Origin of the sequence: Pararobbsia silviterrae, from assembly GCF_003628125.1 — a bacterium.
Taxonomy (GTDB): Bacteria; Pseudomonadota; Gammaproteobacteria; order Burkholderiales; family Burkholderiaceae; genus Pararobbsia; species Pararobbsia silviterrae.
Window position 1 is genome coordinate 105,956 of the sequence record NZ_RBZU01000015.1, and the last position, 15,645, is coordinate 121,600.

Genomic DNA, 15,645 nt, shown 5'->3' on the forward strand with positions numbered 1-15,645 from the left:
GCCCGTCAAACGCGGTGCGCTCGTCTCGCCCAGCAAAGCGTCAACGAGCAATTCGGATACCCGCGCTTGAAAGGCCGTGCGCCCGCGCCCCGGGGTCTGCCATGACGCAACCCCGAGTACACACGCTTCAATCTCAAACAGCCTGCCCCACCGTTTCCGTAGTGCCGCCCGACGACGCCGATTGCCCACGCTCTTCGTGAACGATCTTGCCGTGCGAGATATGGAGAATCCGGCTGCACACGCGATGCAGCAAATCCTTGTCGTGCGATGCGAGCACGACGATGCCCGACTGGTTGATCAGGTGCGTCAGACGCTCCTTCGCGCGCTCGCGGAATTCGTCGTCGCCCACGCTGAGCCATTCGTCCATCAGCAGGATGTCGGCGCCGACCGACGTCGAGATCGCAAACGCCAGACGCAACGTCATCCCGCTCGAATACGTGCGCACGGGCAGTTTCAGATAATCGCCAAGTCCTGAAAACTCGCTGATCTCCGGAATCAACGGCCGAATCGTGCGCACGGGCAGCCCCATCGTGATCGCGCGCAGGACGATGTTCTCCTCACCAGTCGCGTCGACATCGAAGCCCTGCGCGATATCGAGCAGCGAGGTCACCGAGCCCTGCACATCGAGGCGGCCCGATGCCGGTTCATAGATGCCGCTCAACGCACGCAACATCGTCGTCTTGCCCGAGCCGTTGTGCCCGAGCAAACCCACACGCTCGCCGTTCTCGATATGCAGCGTGAGATTGTCGATCGCGCGCACGGACACGCCGCGATCCGTCCCGGACAACTTGCCGCCCGTCGCCGCCGCGAGAAACGTCTTGCGCATCGAGCGCTGCGTCCCCTGATAGATCGGAAATTCGACGACGACGTTTTCCGCAATGATGTGTGCCATGGCTTACAACCAATAAACGATGCGCGAACGGAAGCGCGCGAACAGCAAGAACGAAATACACGCCGTCAAAGCCACGACACCCGTGACCTGCAGCCACAGCATGCCGCCCGAATCCACGCCGAGCAGCGGGTTGCGCACAAGCTCGAGCATGTAGAAGAACGGATTGATCTGCGCAATCCAGATGTGATTCTTAAGCACGCTGGCCTGCCACATGATCGGCGTCATAAAGAACACCACCTGCAGCACATTCGTGACGATCTGCGGAATATCGCGGAAACGCGCGCTCAACAAACCGACGAGCAACGCGACCCAGAAAAGGAAAATCCCGACGATCACCAGCCCGAGCAACGATTCGAGCAAGCCGAGCGGCCGGAACGGCAAAAAGATGAGCACCACGACCACCAGCACCACGGCGTTGTGCATGAAGACGATCATATTGCGCCAGACCAGCCGCAATACGTACGACGTAATCGGCATCTGGCCGTTCTTGATGCTGCCCTCGGAACCCATGAACACGAGGCAGCTTTCGTTGATAACCGTATTGATGAAACTCCACGTGATCATCCCCGATGCGAGATAAGGAATGTAGTCACGCAGCGTCATCCGGAACAGGCCCGCGTACATGACGCTCAAGCCGCTGACCAGCACGGCCGTGCTGATCGTGATCCAGAACGGACCCAGGACGGACCGGCGATACCGTTGCCGGATGTCGTGCCAACCCAGGAATGCCCAGGTCTCCGTGGTCGTCAGCGCGGCCCAGAGGTCCTTTCCGGCCTCCGCGATCCGCATCGAGAATGTCCTTTTCAAAACGCGTTCCTGTGAAAAAAGAATGTCGGCGTCGACGGGAGCGGGTATCGCATCACCGGAGGCCAAACGCCGCATTTTATCCCGAGATTGCGTCGAATCCATGTGACTCGATTCGTACGCACCAGGGATCGCAGCCGGGCAGCCGGACGAGCGCCCTATCGCCGTCCGGCCGCGCGCCAACCCATCACGTTCCCTTCAACGCGATCCGGCCGAGTTTCAGTCGCGTCAGGACCAACTTCACCGTAAAACCGAACCCGTTATCGCGAATCAGATACCGGACCGTGCGCACAAGGCCGCCGATCCGCGCAAACCACGTGATGCGCTCGACATAATCGTCGGACATAGGCTGCGCGTACGGCACACTTTCCGCGGCGGCCTGCGTCGATGCCACAAATTCGCGCAACGCCTGCTCGGCCTGCGCGTACAGACTCAGATAACGCTCGCGTCCAATTGCGAGCGTCTGTCGGGCGCGTTCGAGACCCGCCGCGTCGTCCGCCCCCCACACGTAGCCATCATCGCCGAGTTCGACCTTGCCGATCACATCGGTAAAGTGCTCGTTCGGCAATAACACGACCGGACACCCGCACAAAATGGCCTCGATGATCAGCGCGGAGTTCTCATAGCAATAAAACACTTCCGAGCGCTGAAACAGGTCGCGGATTTCCGCAGGTGTTTGCGCGCCAGGCCGATCGCGCGTGATTTCCTGCAAGCCGTCCGTAATCGGATACGTCTTCGCGCCGTGATAGTACTTGTATTTCCCCGCATAAAAGCACGCGCCTTTGCGCTGCACGCCGGGCGCGGCCGTAAAGAACGTCGGATCCGAAGCAGGAATGAAAATCGTGTGATGCGAATGCGGTACCGAGCCCGCAATGGACTCGCTGTATGAAATGCAGTACTCGTCCTCATGAAACTCATCGTCGCCGCCGAGCAGACCCGCGTAGTTCAGCACATAACGCACGACGAACGGTGCATTGAGCGGGTTGCCCTTCACGCTTTCCGGATAGATCGTGATCGGTGTCAAACCGTTTTCACGATGAAAGTCCATGATGCGCTTCGTCAAAACCGGTGTATTGAGCGAAGGATGGGTCGCAAGGTAAGACGAATAGTGCGGGACCACGACCAGGAACGCCTGCTCCCCCATCCGGTTCAGCGCATGACACAAGTAGTGCAGCACCTTGATGCCGGCCGACGTTCTGACGTAACGCGGAGCAACGATATAGAAAGGGCGGCGCAATTGCGGAAGGAAGACGGATTCAGTGTCGTTCATAGATGACGCGTTTGCGTGAGCCAATATGAGTTTCCAGGACGTATGGCGACGGAATGCGGCAGCTGTCCGTGCCGCTTGCGTCTTTCGCCGGGCCATGCCGGATCGGGTAGGCAGCGTGTCGCAATCCTAATGGGATCGACCGCCGCCAGCCATGCGTGCGTACTCAAACGATCGGCGTAATGTGGGTGATGAAATTCTGTTCACTATGTCGGCACACGTTCCGTGGCCGGAAAAGTGGCCAGTATAGACGCATGCACGCGCAGCATGAGAGTCGTCCGATCGCCCGCTCAAGACATCCGCCCCCCGCGCCGCGCCAGGCCGGGGCGCTGTCGTTTTTTACCTTTCGATACAAATACCCCGAGCCCCATGCTTTTCCGTCATGCAACAAGGACGTCAGACATTCGAAACCTGACCGAACCGATACGCCGTTCATCCCCGCAATAAGGCCATCTTCGACCCGACCGCACACGTGTCACCGAGGGCGCGAGTCGGATCGACCTATGCGGGAAACACGCGGACGGCCTCGACGTCGCGCGCCGTATCGAGGCAAATTGATGTTGTCCGACATCAGATATCAATTTGATGATCAGCGCCACGGTCGGCCACGTCGTGCCGCGAATAGACTCGCTCGACAAGAACATCACGTCCGGGTCACCGCACGGCGGTCCGAAACGCCTTGAAATTGAAGCAAAAGCACTTTCCGGAGTGCGATGGGATCGTGATATCCGATACCCGCATGCGTCCCAGGGTAAACCATCGGCATTCCCATTCTGGCGATGCATTATAGTCTGTTGTCAGACAACTTAGATCGATCGTCACACGATCGATCTAACCGCGCGGCCGGCGACGCGCCGATTTGACCCTCGTGCGCCCCAGCCCCGGCTCACGACGATCGGCGGCCGTGCAGCCGGCTGTCGCCGCCGTGCCGATCCACTTCACGTTCGAACATGCGTTCGAACCCATCCTTTTCGAACGGACTCCCCCATGTCAGGCCACCCCGTCCCCACGAACGCATCGCCCACCGTGACCGAACTGCGTGTCGTCCCCGTCGCGGGCCACGACAGCATGCTGATGAACCTCAGCGGCGCGCACGGCCCGTTCTTCACGCGCAATGTCGTGATCCTCAAGGACAGCGCGGGCCATATCGGCATCGGCGAAGTCCCGGGCGGCGAAAGCATCCGCAAGACGCTCGACGATGCGCGGTCACTCGTCGTCGGACAATCGATCGGCAATCTGCAAGGCACGCTCAACGCGGTACGAAAAGCGTTCGCCGATCGCGACGCCGGCGGCCGCGGCTTGCAGACCTTCGATCTGCGCACGACGATTCACGCGGTCACGGCGCTCGAATGCGCGCTGCTCGATCTGCTCGGCCAGCACCTCGGCGTGCCCGTCGCCGCGCTGCTTGGCGAAGGCCAGCAACGCGACGAAGTCGAAATGCTCGGCTACCTGTTCTATATCGGAGACCGCCGCAAGACGACACTGCCCTACGCATCCGGCGAGCACGGTCGCGACGACTGGGAACGCCTGCGAACCGAGGAAGCCTTGACGCCCGAGGCGGTCGTGCGTCTCGCCGAAGCCGCGCAGCAACGCTACGGCTTCAATGATTTCAAGCTCAAGGGCGGCGTGCTCGACGGCGATGCCGAAATCGAAGCCGTCACCGCGCTCGCGGAACGCTTCCCCGACGCACGCATCACGCTCGATCCGAATGGCGCGTGGTCGCTCGCGGAAGCGATCCGGTTGTGCCGGGATCAGCATCACGTGCTCGCCTATGCCGAAGATCCGTGCGGCGCGGAACATGGCTACTCGGGCCGCGAGGTCATGGCCGAATTCCGGCGCGCGACGGGCCTGCCGACGGCGACCAATATGATCGCGACGGATTGGCGTCAGATGGGACATGCGATCCAGCTTCAGTCGGTCGATATTCCGCTGGCCGATCCGCATTTCTGGACCCTCCAGGGTTCGGTGCGCGTTGCGCAGATGTGTCACGACTGGGGCCTCACCTGGGGCTCGCACTCGAACAATCACTTCGATATTTCACTGGCGATGTTCACGCATGTCGCAGCGGCGGCGCCCGGCAAGATCACCGCGATCGACACGCACTGGATCTGGCAGGACGGTCAGCATCTGACGCGCGACCCGCTGCAGATCGTCGGCGGCAAAGTGCGCGTGCCGAACAAGCCGGGTCTCGGCATCGAACTCGACGTCGACGCGCTCGAACGCGCGCACGCGCTCTATCTGCAGCATGGCCTCGGTGCGCGAGACGACGCCGTCGCCATGCAGTTCCTGATTCCGAACTGGACATTCGACAACAAGCGTCCGTGCCTCGTGCGTTGAATCGCCGACGGATCGCGAACGGCGCGCCGACACGCATGCGATCGGGGCCCGGCATCCGATCAAAGACGCCGACCCAAGAATCGGGGGCAAAGCATCAGGGTCGCGCGCCGGCCCCAAAGACCAGACTTAAGGAATCGGGGCTAAGAAATATTGGCTAAGACATAAGGCTTAAAGGATAAAGCCTGAGGAATAACGCCGAAGAAGCGGGCCTAGGGACTCGGCCTAAGACAAGCCATACACATTCATACGCATCGTTGACGGCGTCCGTCTTAGCGTGGCTCAGCCTTGTCCCATTGCGTCATCCGATTCGAATGCATCGCTTCAACGTGCCGAATTGCTACACGCGTAACGCGCGTTAAGGTTCCGGCCTCTTTCGATGACATGACGTCGCCCGACCCTCTTTACAATCACGGGCAACGCACAGGCATTCGCCGCTACGATTTTTCATGCAACAGATCAATGTCGGCGTACCGATCGTCGTGTACGATCGCGCGTGATACATGAGAAAGCGGCACGGCGCAGCGGGCATCGGGGAAAGATAAGACATGGCCCGCGCTTAAAAAAAAGGGGCTTCAAGAATTGCAGAGCAGTGATCGAGTCTTCACGCTGCCGCGGGGGCGGCTTGCGACGTGGCTAGCCGAGCCGGGGCGCGATACCCCGCATGAAATTCGCGTTTCGCTCGTGGGCACCCTGTTCGGAACGCTGCCTATTTTTTTCGGCGGTGTGTTCAATACGGTCGCTGTCGCCTGGGTCCTCGCGCTCCGGCATCCGACTTTCTTGTTCCGGCTTTGGCTCGTCGCCGAGATCGCGATCTGCGCGATCCGCTTCGGCGTGCTCGTCGTCTCGCGCAGGCGCGCGGCCATCGGCAAGCCGACGCCCACCGACCTCTATTTGCTGCTCGCGCCGCTCTGGGGCGCCACGGTCGGCTACGGCGCGTTCGTCAGCGCGATCAGCGGCGATTGGGTCGCCGCGACGCTCGCATTTCTCTCCGCCGCGGCCATGGTCGGCGGCATCTGCTTTCGCAACTTCGCCGCCCCGCGCCTCGTCGCCGTCATGATCTTTCTCTCGCTCGGGCCCTGCTGCCTGGGCGCGCTTGTGTCGGGCGAACGCGTGCTGCTGCTGACGCTGCTGCAGATTCCGTTCTATCTGTTCGCGATGAGCGTCGCCGCACGGCGCCTGAACGCGATGCTGATCGCGACCATGAAAGCCGAACGCGAGAACAGCCATCGCGCACGCCATGACATGCTGACCGGCCTGCTGAACCGCGCGGGCCTCTTTCATGCGGCGGCGCTCGACGGCGGCGCGCGCATCACGCCCGGCATGACGCTGCTGTATCTCGATCTCGACGGATTCAAGCCCGTCAACGACGCGCACGGTCACGAAGCAGGCGACACCTTGCTCATGCAGTTCGCCAATCGTTTGCGCGGCTTGGGCAGCGAACAGGCGCTCGTCGCGCGCATGGGCGGCGACGAATTCGTCATCATCGATACGTTCCGCGATAGCACGGCCGAACTCGCGAGCACGGTCGTACGCGCAATGGAACGGCCGTTTGAAATCATGCCGGGAATCTCGACGCGAGTCGGCGTGAGCGTGGGGGTCGCACCCGTCACGCGCGAACACCGCAGCGTCGATGCGCTTCTGCGCGCCGCCGATGCGTCGATGTACGAGGCCAAGCGCGGCCGGCGCCGCGACGTCACGAGTCAAAGCTAAAGCGTGACCGCTATCACGCTGCAGTACGGCGGAGCGCCGGGCCGCGCCGTACTGCACGGTGCCGCGCCGTGCGCGGATCGCCGCGTTCGCGTGCGACCCGCGTATCTCGACACGGCGCCCTAAGCGCCGCGCCTCCCGAAGACCTACGCACGCACGGCCCGTTCAGCCCACTCGACGAGGATGCCGGTGACGGCTTCGGGACGCTCCATCGTCGACATATGCCCGCATGTCTCGATCGCGTGGAGCGTCGCCTCGCGCATCCGCGCCTGCATCTCTTCATGGCGCGACAGCGGACTCCATCGATCTTCCGTGCCGCACACGAGCACCGTCGGACAGCGAATCTCCGCGAGCACGGGCGTGGCATCCGGCCGGTCCAGCAGGGCGCGAATCTGGGCCTCGAACTTCTCGGGCGTGCTCCGCTCGATCATCTTCAGGATCGACTCATAGACCTCGGACGCGAGCCGGCTCGGATGCACCATGCCGGGCGTCCAGGCCTCGCCCATCGCGCGCATGCCCTTGGCGCGCGCGGTGTCGAGCAAAGCGAAGCGCGCCGCTTGCTCCTTGGCGCCGGCTTCGCCCGCATCGCGCGCCTCATAGCCCGTATCGAGCAGGGCAAGCGCGGCGACACGGTCCGGCGCGCGACGCGCGATTTCGAGCGCGACGCGCCCGCCCATCGAATGTCCGGCGACGAGCAGCGTCGACGCGTCGACGCTCGCGAGCACATGGTCCACCATGTCTGCGATCGAACGGCGCATGCCGTAGTCGGGCACATGGCAGTCGGCGATACGGCTCAACGCCTCGCGCTGATCGACCCAGACTGCGTCGTCGCAGAGCAGACCCGGAAGCAAGACCACTTGGATCGACATCGCCTCGCTCCGTCAGAAGTGGACCACGGTCCGGATCGACTTGCCTTCGTGCATGAGGTCGAAGGCTTCGTTAATGCCCTCGAGATCCTTCGTATGCGTGACGAACGGCGCGAGCTGAATATTCCCGGCCATCGCGTCGTGGACCATGCCCGGCAATTCCGATCGGCCCTTGACGCCGCCGAACGCGGTGCCGAGCCAGCGACGGCCCGTCACGAGCTGGAACGGACGCGTCGAGATTTCCTGGCCCGCACCCGCCACGCCGATGATGACCGCCTGCCCCCATCCGCGATGTGCGCATTCAAGCGCGGCGCGCATGACATTGACGTTACCGATGCACTCGAAGCTGTGGTCCACGCCCCAGCCGGTCATCTCGACGATGACTTGCTGCACGGGCTTGTCATAATCCTTCGGGTTCACGAAATCGGTCGCACCGAACGCGCGCGCGAGGTCGAACTTGGACGGGTTCGTGTCGATCGCGATGATGCGTCCGGCCTTCGCGAGCTTCGCGCCCTGAATGACGGCCAGACCGATGCCGCCGAGTCCGAAGACCGCGACGCTGTCGCCTTCCTGCACCTTGGCCGTGTTCTTGACCGCGCCGAGGCCCGTCGTCACGCCGCAACCGAGCAGACACACATGCTCGGGGTTCGCTTGCGGATCGATCTTCGCAAGCGACACTTCCGCGACAACCGTGTATTCGCTGAACGTCGAACAGCCCATGTAGTGATAGATCGGCTGGCCGTTGTAGCTGAAGCGCGTCGTGCCGTCGGGCATCACGCCTTTGCCCTGCGTCGCGCGCACGGACACGCACAGATTGGTTTTGCCGCTCTTGCAGAACAGACACTCGCCGCACTCGGCGGTATAAAGCGGAATGACGTGATCGCCCGGTTTGACGCTCGTCACGCCTTCGCCGACTTCCACGACGATGCCCGCCCCCTCATGGCCCAGCACCGCCGGAAAGATCCCTTCGGGATCGTCGCCCGAGAGCGTGAATGCGTCGGTATGGCAAACGCCCGTGTGCGTGATCTTGATGAGCACTTCGCCTTTGCGCGGCGGCTCGACGTCGATCTCGACGATCTTGAGCGGTTCTCCCGCCGCGAAGGCAACAGCAGCACGTGATTTCATGGACAGTCCTGGTAAAGAAAGATGAACCCCCGGCGACCGCGCCGTACGGACGCCGACCGGGCTTAGCGGAGATAGGAACGCACGAGCGACACGACGTCGTCAATGGGCGTTTGCCGTGATTCGTCCGATTCGGCGAGGCTTGCGAATGTCTCGCGCAGATGGCTCTCGAGCACACCGGCCATCAGGCCGTTGACCGCCCCTCTCACGGCAGCGATCTGCTGAAGCACGGGGCCGCATTCGGCCCCTTCCTCGAGTGCGCGCTCCAGGGCGTCGATCTGTCCCCGCACGCGGCGCACGCGCGCCAAGACACGCTTCTTTTCCTCGGCGGTGTGCGGCATCGATGCCCCTTATCGGATACGGAACGGGGGCATCCTACAGTACTGGTGGGGAGTATGCAAAACAGGGGGGCGGCTCGCTCGACGGATCGATAACGAACCCATGACGGACGATGACGGATAATGGCCCTCGATCCGCACGAACAAACCGTCGAACCCACGTAAGGACAGCGTCGCGATGCGTCTCTTGGCTATTTCCGGCAGCGCCCGGCAACGTTCGACCAACACGGCCCTGCTCGAAGCGATGAAGGCGCTCGCGCCCGACGGCATCGAGATCGTCGTGCTGCACCGGCTCGATCGTTTGCCGGTCTTCTCGCCCGACCTCGAACACGACACGCCGGCCGAGGTGAGCGCGTTCCTCGACCACGTATCGCGTGCCGACGGGCTCATCGTCGCGAGCCCCGAGTATGTGCATGCCGTGCCCGGCGGTCTCAAGAACGCGATCGACTGGCTGGTCTCACGATTCGAAATCATCGGAAAACCCGTCGTTCTCGCGCACGCGTCCCATCGCGGCGACGAGATGCTCGCCTCGCTCAGGCGGATCCTGTCGACGGTCAGCAGCCGGTTTTCGCAGGACCTGTTCCTGCGAATCCCGTTGATCGGCAAAACGCCCGAAGACATCGCGGCCTTGCTCCGCACGCCGCCCTATGCGGCTCAGATCGACACATTTCTACGCGATTTCGCGTCGGTCGTTGCGGATGCTTAGTGCACAACTTAGGGCGCAACCTTGTCGATCTGCTCATAGGCTCGACTGAGCCAGACCTTGACGCGTTGACGTTCGAGCATGCCGAGACCGACGCTCGCGCGATCCGGATGATGCGCGGCCGCCCAGAAGCTCAAACTGTTCTGGTCGATCTTCTGCATCGTCGTATCGGGAAGGTGGCGTAACGAAACGAACGCCGCGCCCAGCGCCTCCGCACGCTGACGCTCGCCCGACGCTTCGAGTAACTCGAAACGCTCGCCGCGAATTTCATTGAGCACGATGATCAAACGCATCGTCTCGCCGAACTGATCGAGCCACTGCCGCAGCAGATCGACGGAATCGCGGCCCGCATCCATCACGTGCCACCAGGTGAACGTCACGCCGCTTTCATGCGCGACACCGAGCACGTCGGCGTCGTCGAACCACTTCGAGACCGACTGCTGCGTCTGTGCCGCGAGATCGACGAGGATGCGGCGATCCGGCTGTTCGATGGCGGCTTCGAGTACGGGATCGAGGCTATCGTGGCCATCGAGCACGGCGGGCGCGGCGAATTCGCCGTAATAACGCAGGAGCGCGCCATGCGAGCGGTCGGTGTCAAAGCCGACGAACGGCAGGTTGCGGTCGATGAAGTACTGCGCCAGCACGCGGGCCACGAGCGACTTGCCGACACCACCCTTTTCCCCTCCGATCAAATGCACGATGCTCATCGCGTCGAATCCCCTTTGTGCGGACTGTGTCATCGCGCCCACGCGCGGTGTGCATATAGGTTAGCCGGGCAAAACGCCCGCGTGCATCTTTTTCTTCGTATCAGATCGCCACGGCCGCTCGGCGTTTCTGTGCCGCCTTCGGACGCGCTTCGCGTTCGAGATACCCAAGGCAAAGCGATTCGAGCTGACGCGAGAGTCCGTGCACCATCGATCGCGGCGACTTCGACTGAAGCAGCAAACGCAGGGGGCCGACCATCGCGCCCATGAACATGAAGGCCGTCGTGCCGATGTCGTCGAATCGCGCATCCGACGCCGTCTTGAGCATCGCTTCGAGCGCGGCGTGATTACGGGCCTCGACTTCGCGCACATAGGCACTCGAATCGAGTTGGTAGGACACGGCATACAGCGCGCGCGATTCGTCGAGACTATCCGTTTTCGCGCTGACGAATGCCGCGACGACCGTCTGCACCATCGTCTCCAACGACGCGCCGTGCACCGATGCGGCGGCCCGTTCGAGATCGCCGACGATCCGTTCGAGGTGCCGCTGCAGCACGGCGAACAACAACGCCTGTTTTTGCGGAAAGTATTGATAAAGCGTTCCGACGGACACGCCCGCGCGCTCCGCCACGCGTATCGTCGTCAGGCGCTCGAGGCCTTCGCCCAGCAAAACCTGAATAGTCGCGTCGAAAATGGCGTCCACGGTGGCGACGGAACGCGCCTGCCTGGGCTGTTTGCGGGCATCCAACCCGCCCGGGTGACTCGCGCGCATATGCGAATTTCCAATCTGAATAATTATTCGTATTCTACTCAGATGCCATCGCGGCCCACATGACACAGGACACAGGAAAAGGAACGGCAATGACCGACGCAACGCATGCGGCGACTTTCAAACTGGGCACACGGAGCGTCACGCGCATGGGATACGGCGCGATGCAGCTCGCGGGACCTCACGTCTTCGGTCCGCCGAAGGATCGCGCGGCCGCGGTGGCCGTATTGCGCGCCGCCGTCGAGCGCGGCATCACGCATATCGACACGAGCGACTTTTATGGCCCTCATGTGACAAATCAAATTATTCGCGAAGCGCTCGCCCCGTATCCCGATACGCTGACGATCGTCACGAAGGTCGGGGCAAAGCGCGGCGACGATGCATCGTGGAATGTCGCGTCGTCGGCGGCCGAGCTTGAATCGGCCGTCCACGACAATCTGCGCAATCTGGGCCGCGATGTGCTCGACGTCGTCAATTACCGCGCGATGTTCAATGTGAGCGGACCGGGCGAAGGCGATATCGAAGCGCCCTTGACGGCGCTCGCCGAACTCCAGGCGAAGGGTCTGATCCGCCATATCGGTCTGAGCAACGTGACCGCGCGGCAGATCGCACAGGGACGCACGATCACGGACATCGTCTGCGTGCAGAACCTCTACAACCTCGCGCATCGACACGACGAGGCGCTGATCGATCAACTGGCCGGCGACGGCGTCGCCTATGTCCCGTTCTTTCCGCTCGGCGGTTTCACGCCGCTGCAAGCCGACGCGTTGAGCCGAACCGCCGAGCAATGCGACGCGACGCCGATGCAGGTCGCCCTTGCATGGCTGTTGCAGCGCGCGCCGAACATGCTGCTGATCCCGGGCACCTCATCGGTCGCGCATCTCGAACAGAACATCGCAAGCGTGGATCTGCGCTTGCCGGACGATGCGCTTGCGGCGCTCGATACGATCGCCGCCGCGAACGCGCAGGGCAGCGGCGCATCGCACGAACGTCATTGAACCCGAGTCGAGCCGGATACACGCTCAGAGATCCGTATTCGACGCGAGCCACTGCGGTTCATACGAACCCAGGGCACGCGCCGGATACGACCACGCAAGCGGCGCGCCTTCGATCTCGAGCGGCGGCAACAGTCTGACGGCCGGTCCCCACGACGTCGACTCGACATGCAAGGCGCGATCCGTCGGGCCGTCCATGGCGAGCGCGACCACCTCGCTCATCGGTTCCGAACGCAGCTGCAATTCGGCCGCCGTGCGCGCGAGCGATGCACGCGCCTCGATGCCGACACCGTGCTTCAAGCGCGTCGTCAATCCGCGCACGGCGGCCGTCGCCATCAGGTAGCCCGTCGCATGATCGATGGCCTGAACGGGCAAGCTCACCGGTTCGTCGCTGCCCATCACGGACATGCCCGCTTCGGCGATGCCCGTGCTCATTTGAATGAGGCTATCGAAGCCGCGCCGCTCGCGCCACGGCCCGGTCCAGCCATACGCATCGAGCGACACGTCGATCAGCGACGGATTCAGCATACGCCGCTGTTCCGCATCGAAGCCGAGATGCGCGAGCGCGTCGGCTCGATATCCGTGGACCACGATATCCGCTTCGCGAAGCAAGCGTTTCAGCGTGTCGAGATCGGCGCGCTCCTTGAGATTGAGCCGCGCGCACCGTTTGCCGAGCACGACGTCGGGCACCGTGTTCGGCTCTTCCCAGCCATAGGGATCGATCCGCAGCACCTCGGCGCCCAGACCCGCGAGAAATCGCGTCGCGACAGGTCCCGCGAGAATGCGCGTCAGATCGAGCACGCGAATGCCGCGCAGAGGCCGATCCTTGGCCGGACGCCATGCATGCGCGGCGATGCCCGTCGCGCCCTGGGTCGCGTACGTCGCATCGCGAAGATGCAGCAGGGGCTCGGTCGCGACCGAGCGGCCTTGCGGATGTTCGGCCCATTCCTTCCTCGAATACATCATCGCCGCGCAGCCGCCCCGTTCGACGATCGCCGTTTCGAGCGCGCCCGCATCCCATCGGCTGACGGCTTGCGCGACCGACTCCGCGTCCGCCGCGCAACCGAGCACGGCCAATGCAGCCTCGCGATGATGCGGCGCGTTCGTGTGAAGCCGGATCCAGCGATCGCGCGCGCGATAGTTGCCCGCCACGACGTCCCAGATCGGCGGCAGCTTCCATCCTTGCGGACGCAGCGACACGCCGAACCAGAGCGACGTCAAACGCTGATCGACGCGAACCGGCGGCAATTCACCCGTCGCCGCGAGCAGCAATTCGGCGACGGCGGCGCCGGCCGCGCCCACTGCGGCGGTGGCGAAGTCCGTCACGCGAAACGGGGAGACGCGTTCGCCGATGCCGTGCACCCGAACGGCGTCGAGCAGCGGCGCATGACCGCCTGCGGCTTCCCAGAACGTATGCAGATGACGCGATACCGGACGCCGTTCGGCCGTGTCCTCGTTGGAGATGATCGAATCGCTGCGCATGCTGACCTCGACTGGATTGGGTCAGGCAAAGATCGTCTTGCTCGTATTGATTGTCAATGTTGATTATCCTGATCAACGTATCGAACGAAACGACCTCCATGCCATGTCGAACTACCTGAACTCGATCGAAGCGGCGGCGCGCCTCGGCGTATCGCGCCAGACGCTTTACGCGTATGTCAGCCGCGGTTTGCTTCGCGCGGAGCCCGGCGAACAGCAACGCGAAAGCCGCTATCTCGCCGCCGATGTCGATCGGCTCGCGGGGCAACGCGCACGCGGCCGGAAGCCGAAGGAAGTCGCGAAAGCCGCGCTGAACTGGGGCTCGCCGGTGCTCGAATCGAGCATCACGTTGATCGAAGCCGGGCGGCTCTGTTATCGCGGCATCGATGCGCTCGAACTCGCTCGTCACGCAAGCTTTGAAGACGTCGCCGCGCTGCTATGGCAATGCGATGCGAACCAGGCATTCGGCCATCGCGCGCCCACGATCCCCGCAGTATTGCGGCCGCTCTTCAAGCACTACGCCGATCAACGCGCCGAACAGGCGTTGCTGCCGCTGTTCGCGGTCGCGAGCGACGACGCGTCCACGGCGATCTGGCAGCGCGCGGCCGAACGTCAGGCGCAGGGATGCGGCGATCTCGTCCGCATTCTGGCCGCATGTCTGTTGCGCACGCGGCCCGATACGACACCGATCCATGAGCAATGCGCGCGCGCGTGGGGCGTGGGTCCGCAAGGCGCCGAGCTGATCCGCATGACGCTGATCCTCTGCGCCGATCATGAATTGAACGCATCGAGCTTCACGGGGCGATGCATCGCATCGACGGATGCCAGCCTGCGCGCGGTCGTCATCGGCGGACTCGCGGGTCTGTCGGGCGGCCGTCACGGCGCGACCACGGCACGCGGCGAGGCGCTTTGGGACGAACTCGGCAACACGCATATCGAACGCAAAATGCGCGATCGTCTCGCGCGCGGCGAAGATTTGCCGGGCTTTGGACATGCGCTCTATCCCGACGGCGATGTGCGGGCGGCGTTTCTGTTATCGCGCGTATTGCCGCGTCATCCCCAATGGAAGGCCATGATCGATACGGGAAGCGCGCTCGTCGGTCAGAAGCCGACCGTGGATCTCGCGCTCGTGGCCGTGCGCAGACACTTGCGGCTGCCGATCGGCGCGGCATTCGGTTTGTTCGCGCTCGGGCGATCGATCGGCTGGATTGCACATGGACTCGAACAACGTACGCATCCCGATCTGATCCGACCGCGTGCCGTCTATACGGGTATTCGCCCCGTCGGACTCGACGAGGACACGGCGTTGCACGAGTCAGGGTCGCGCAAGCGCTCGGGGCGAAGCATAACCGCCCCGCTTACGTCACCCGGCCACGATCTGTTTGCGACGTTTTTCAAGGCGCGATAGCGCGAAGCAAGGGGCCGTGGTCAGCGGTCGTCAGGGGTCGTCGGCGATACGGAAGTGCGGAAGTGCGGAAGTGCGGAAGTGCGGAAGTGCGGAAGTGCGGAAGTGCGGAAGTGCGGAAGTGCGGAAGTGCGGAAGTGCGGAGCAGTATCAAGACGCGGCGGAAAAGCGCAAGCGCTTTAGTTCGAAATATATGTGTGTATGTTCGACACATATTCATTCGCGCGCTCAAAACGTGCGCGAGCGCGATCTGTCGA

General features: G+C 63.0%; 14 protein-coding genes. 5 read left to right on the top strand and 9 right to left on the bottom strand.

All coding sequences use genetic code 11. The features are described 5' to 3' along the window. Window positions 1-133 precede the first annotated feature (133 nt). The 3 genes from D7S86_RS25020 to D7S86_RS25030 all read right to left on the bottom strand — a co-directional run bounded on the left by D7S86_RS25020 (window position 134) and on the right by D7S86_RS25030 (window position 2,966). Entirely contained in the window at window positions 134-892 is a 759-nt protein-coding gene (locus D7S86_RS25020; RefSeq protein ID WP_121090555.1) for an ABC transporter ATP-binding protein, read from the bottom strand. A 3-nt stretch (window positions 893-895) separates the two neighbouring features. Then, window positions 896-1,699: an ABC transporter permease gene (locus tag D7S86_RS25025; RefSeq protein ID WP_158602087.1), complete on the bottom strand. Its 804-nt coding sequence runs from the start codon at window positions 1,697-1,699 to the stop codon at window positions 896-898. Between the two features lie 184 nt (window positions 1,700-1,883). Continuing rightward, window positions 1,884-2,966 carry a glycosyltransferase family protein gene (locus D7S86_RS25030; protein ID WP_121090559.1) on the bottom strand — a complete coding sequence of 361 codons (1,083 nt, stop codon included), beginning with the start codon at window positions 2,964-2,966 and terminating at the stop codon, window positions 1,884-1,886. A gap of 984 nt (window positions 2,967-3,950) precedes the next feature. On the opposite strand from D7S86_RS25030, the gene gudD reads away from it, so the two are divergent. Both gudD and D7S86_RS25040 read left to right on the top strand, forming a co-directional pair. After that, the gene (gene gudD, locus D7S86_RS25035) at window positions 3,951-5,300 is read left to right on the top strand and encodes a glucarate dehydratase (RefSeq protein WP_121090562.1); all 1,350 of its coding nucleotides are present in this window, start codon (window positions 3,951-3,953) and stop codon (window positions 5,298-5,300) included. 579 nt (window positions 5,301-5,879) lie between these two features. Next, complete coding sequence (locus D7S86_RS25040) at window positions 5,880-7,010, top strand: GGDEF domain-containing protein (RefSeq protein ID WP_121090564.1); 1,131 nt, start codon at window positions 5,880-5,882, stop codon at window positions 7,008-7,010. A 143-nt stretch (window positions 7,011-7,153) separates the two neighbouring features. Here D7S86_RS25040 and D7S86_RS25045 read toward each other — a convergent pair whose 3' ends face one another. The 3 genes from D7S86_RS25045 to frmR form a co-directional block, all read right to left on the bottom strand. Then, window positions 7,154-7,876 carry an alpha/beta hydrolase gene (locus D7S86_RS25045; protein WP_121090566.1) on the bottom strand — a complete coding sequence of 241 codons (723 nt, stop codon included), beginning with the start codon at window positions 7,874-7,876 and terminating at the stop codon, window positions 7,154-7,156. Window positions 7,877-7,888: 12 nt separating this feature from the next. Beyond that, window positions 7,889-8,998 (bottom strand): S-(hydroxymethyl)glutathione dehydrogenase/class III alcohol dehydrogenase, encoded by a 1,110-nt coding sequence (locus D7S86_RS25050; RefSeq protein WP_121090568.1) that lies wholly within the window; start codon window positions 8,996-8,998, stop codon window positions 7,889-7,891. A gap of 62 nt (window positions 8,999-9,060) precedes the next feature. Continuing rightward, window positions 9,061-9,336 carry a formaldehyde-responsive transcriptional repressor FrmR gene (gene frmR, locus D7S86_RS25055; RefSeq protein ID WP_121090570.1) on the bottom strand — a complete coding sequence of 92 codons (276 nt, stop codon included), beginning with the start codon at window positions 9,334-9,336 and terminating at the stop codon, window positions 9,061-9,063. A gap of 175 nt (window positions 9,337-9,511) precedes the next feature. On the opposite strand from frmR, the gene D7S86_RS25060 reads away from it, so the two are divergent. Beyond that, window positions 9,512-10,039, top strand: a complete 528-nt coding sequence (locus D7S86_RS25060; protein WP_121090572.1) for an NADPH-dependent FMN reductase — start codon at window positions 9,512-9,514, stop codon at window positions 10,037-10,039. Window positions 10,040-10,047: 8 nt separating this feature from the next. Here the strand turns inward: D7S86_RS25060 and D7S86_RS25065 are convergent, their stop codons facing one another. Together D7S86_RS25065 and D7S86_RS25070 are read right to left on the bottom strand one after the other, a co-directional pair. Further along, on the bottom strand, window positions 10,048-10,743 hold the full coding sequence (locus D7S86_RS25065; protein WP_121090574.1) for a P-loop NTPase family protein: 696 nt from the start codon (window positions 10,741-10,743) through the stop codon (window positions 10,048-10,050). 100 nt (window positions 10,744-10,843) lie between these two features. Further along, complete coding sequence (locus D7S86_RS25070) at window positions 10,844-11,443, bottom strand: TetR/AcrR family transcriptional regulator (RefSeq protein WP_240648401.1); 600 nt, start codon at window positions 11,441-11,443, stop codon at window positions 10,844-10,846. Window positions 11,444-11,601: 158 nt separating this feature from the next. Between D7S86_RS25070 and D7S86_RS25075 the strand changes: the two genes are divergently transcribed. Then, entirely contained in the window at window positions 11,602-12,507 is a 906-nt protein-coding gene (locus D7S86_RS25075; protein WP_121090578.1) for an aldo/keto reductase family oxidoreductase, read from the top strand. Window positions 12,508-12,531: 24 nt separating this feature from the next. On the opposite strand, the gene D7S86_RS25080 is transcribed toward D7S86_RS25075, so the two are convergent. Then, window positions 12,532-13,986 carry a CoA transferase gene (locus D7S86_RS25080; RefSeq protein WP_121090580.1) on the bottom strand — a complete coding sequence of 485 codons (1,455 nt, stop codon included), beginning with the start codon at window positions 13,984-13,986 and terminating at the stop codon, window positions 12,532-12,534. 103 nt (window positions 13,987-14,089) lie between these two features. On the opposite strand from D7S86_RS25080, the gene D7S86_RS25085 reads away from it, so the two are divergent. Further along, window positions 14,090-15,391 (top strand): citrate synthase family protein, encoded by a 1,302-nt coding sequence (locus D7S86_RS25085; RefSeq protein ID WP_121090690.1) that lies wholly within the window; start codon window positions 14,090-14,092, stop codon window positions 15,389-15,391. Window positions 15,392-15,645: the final 254 nt, after the last annotated feature.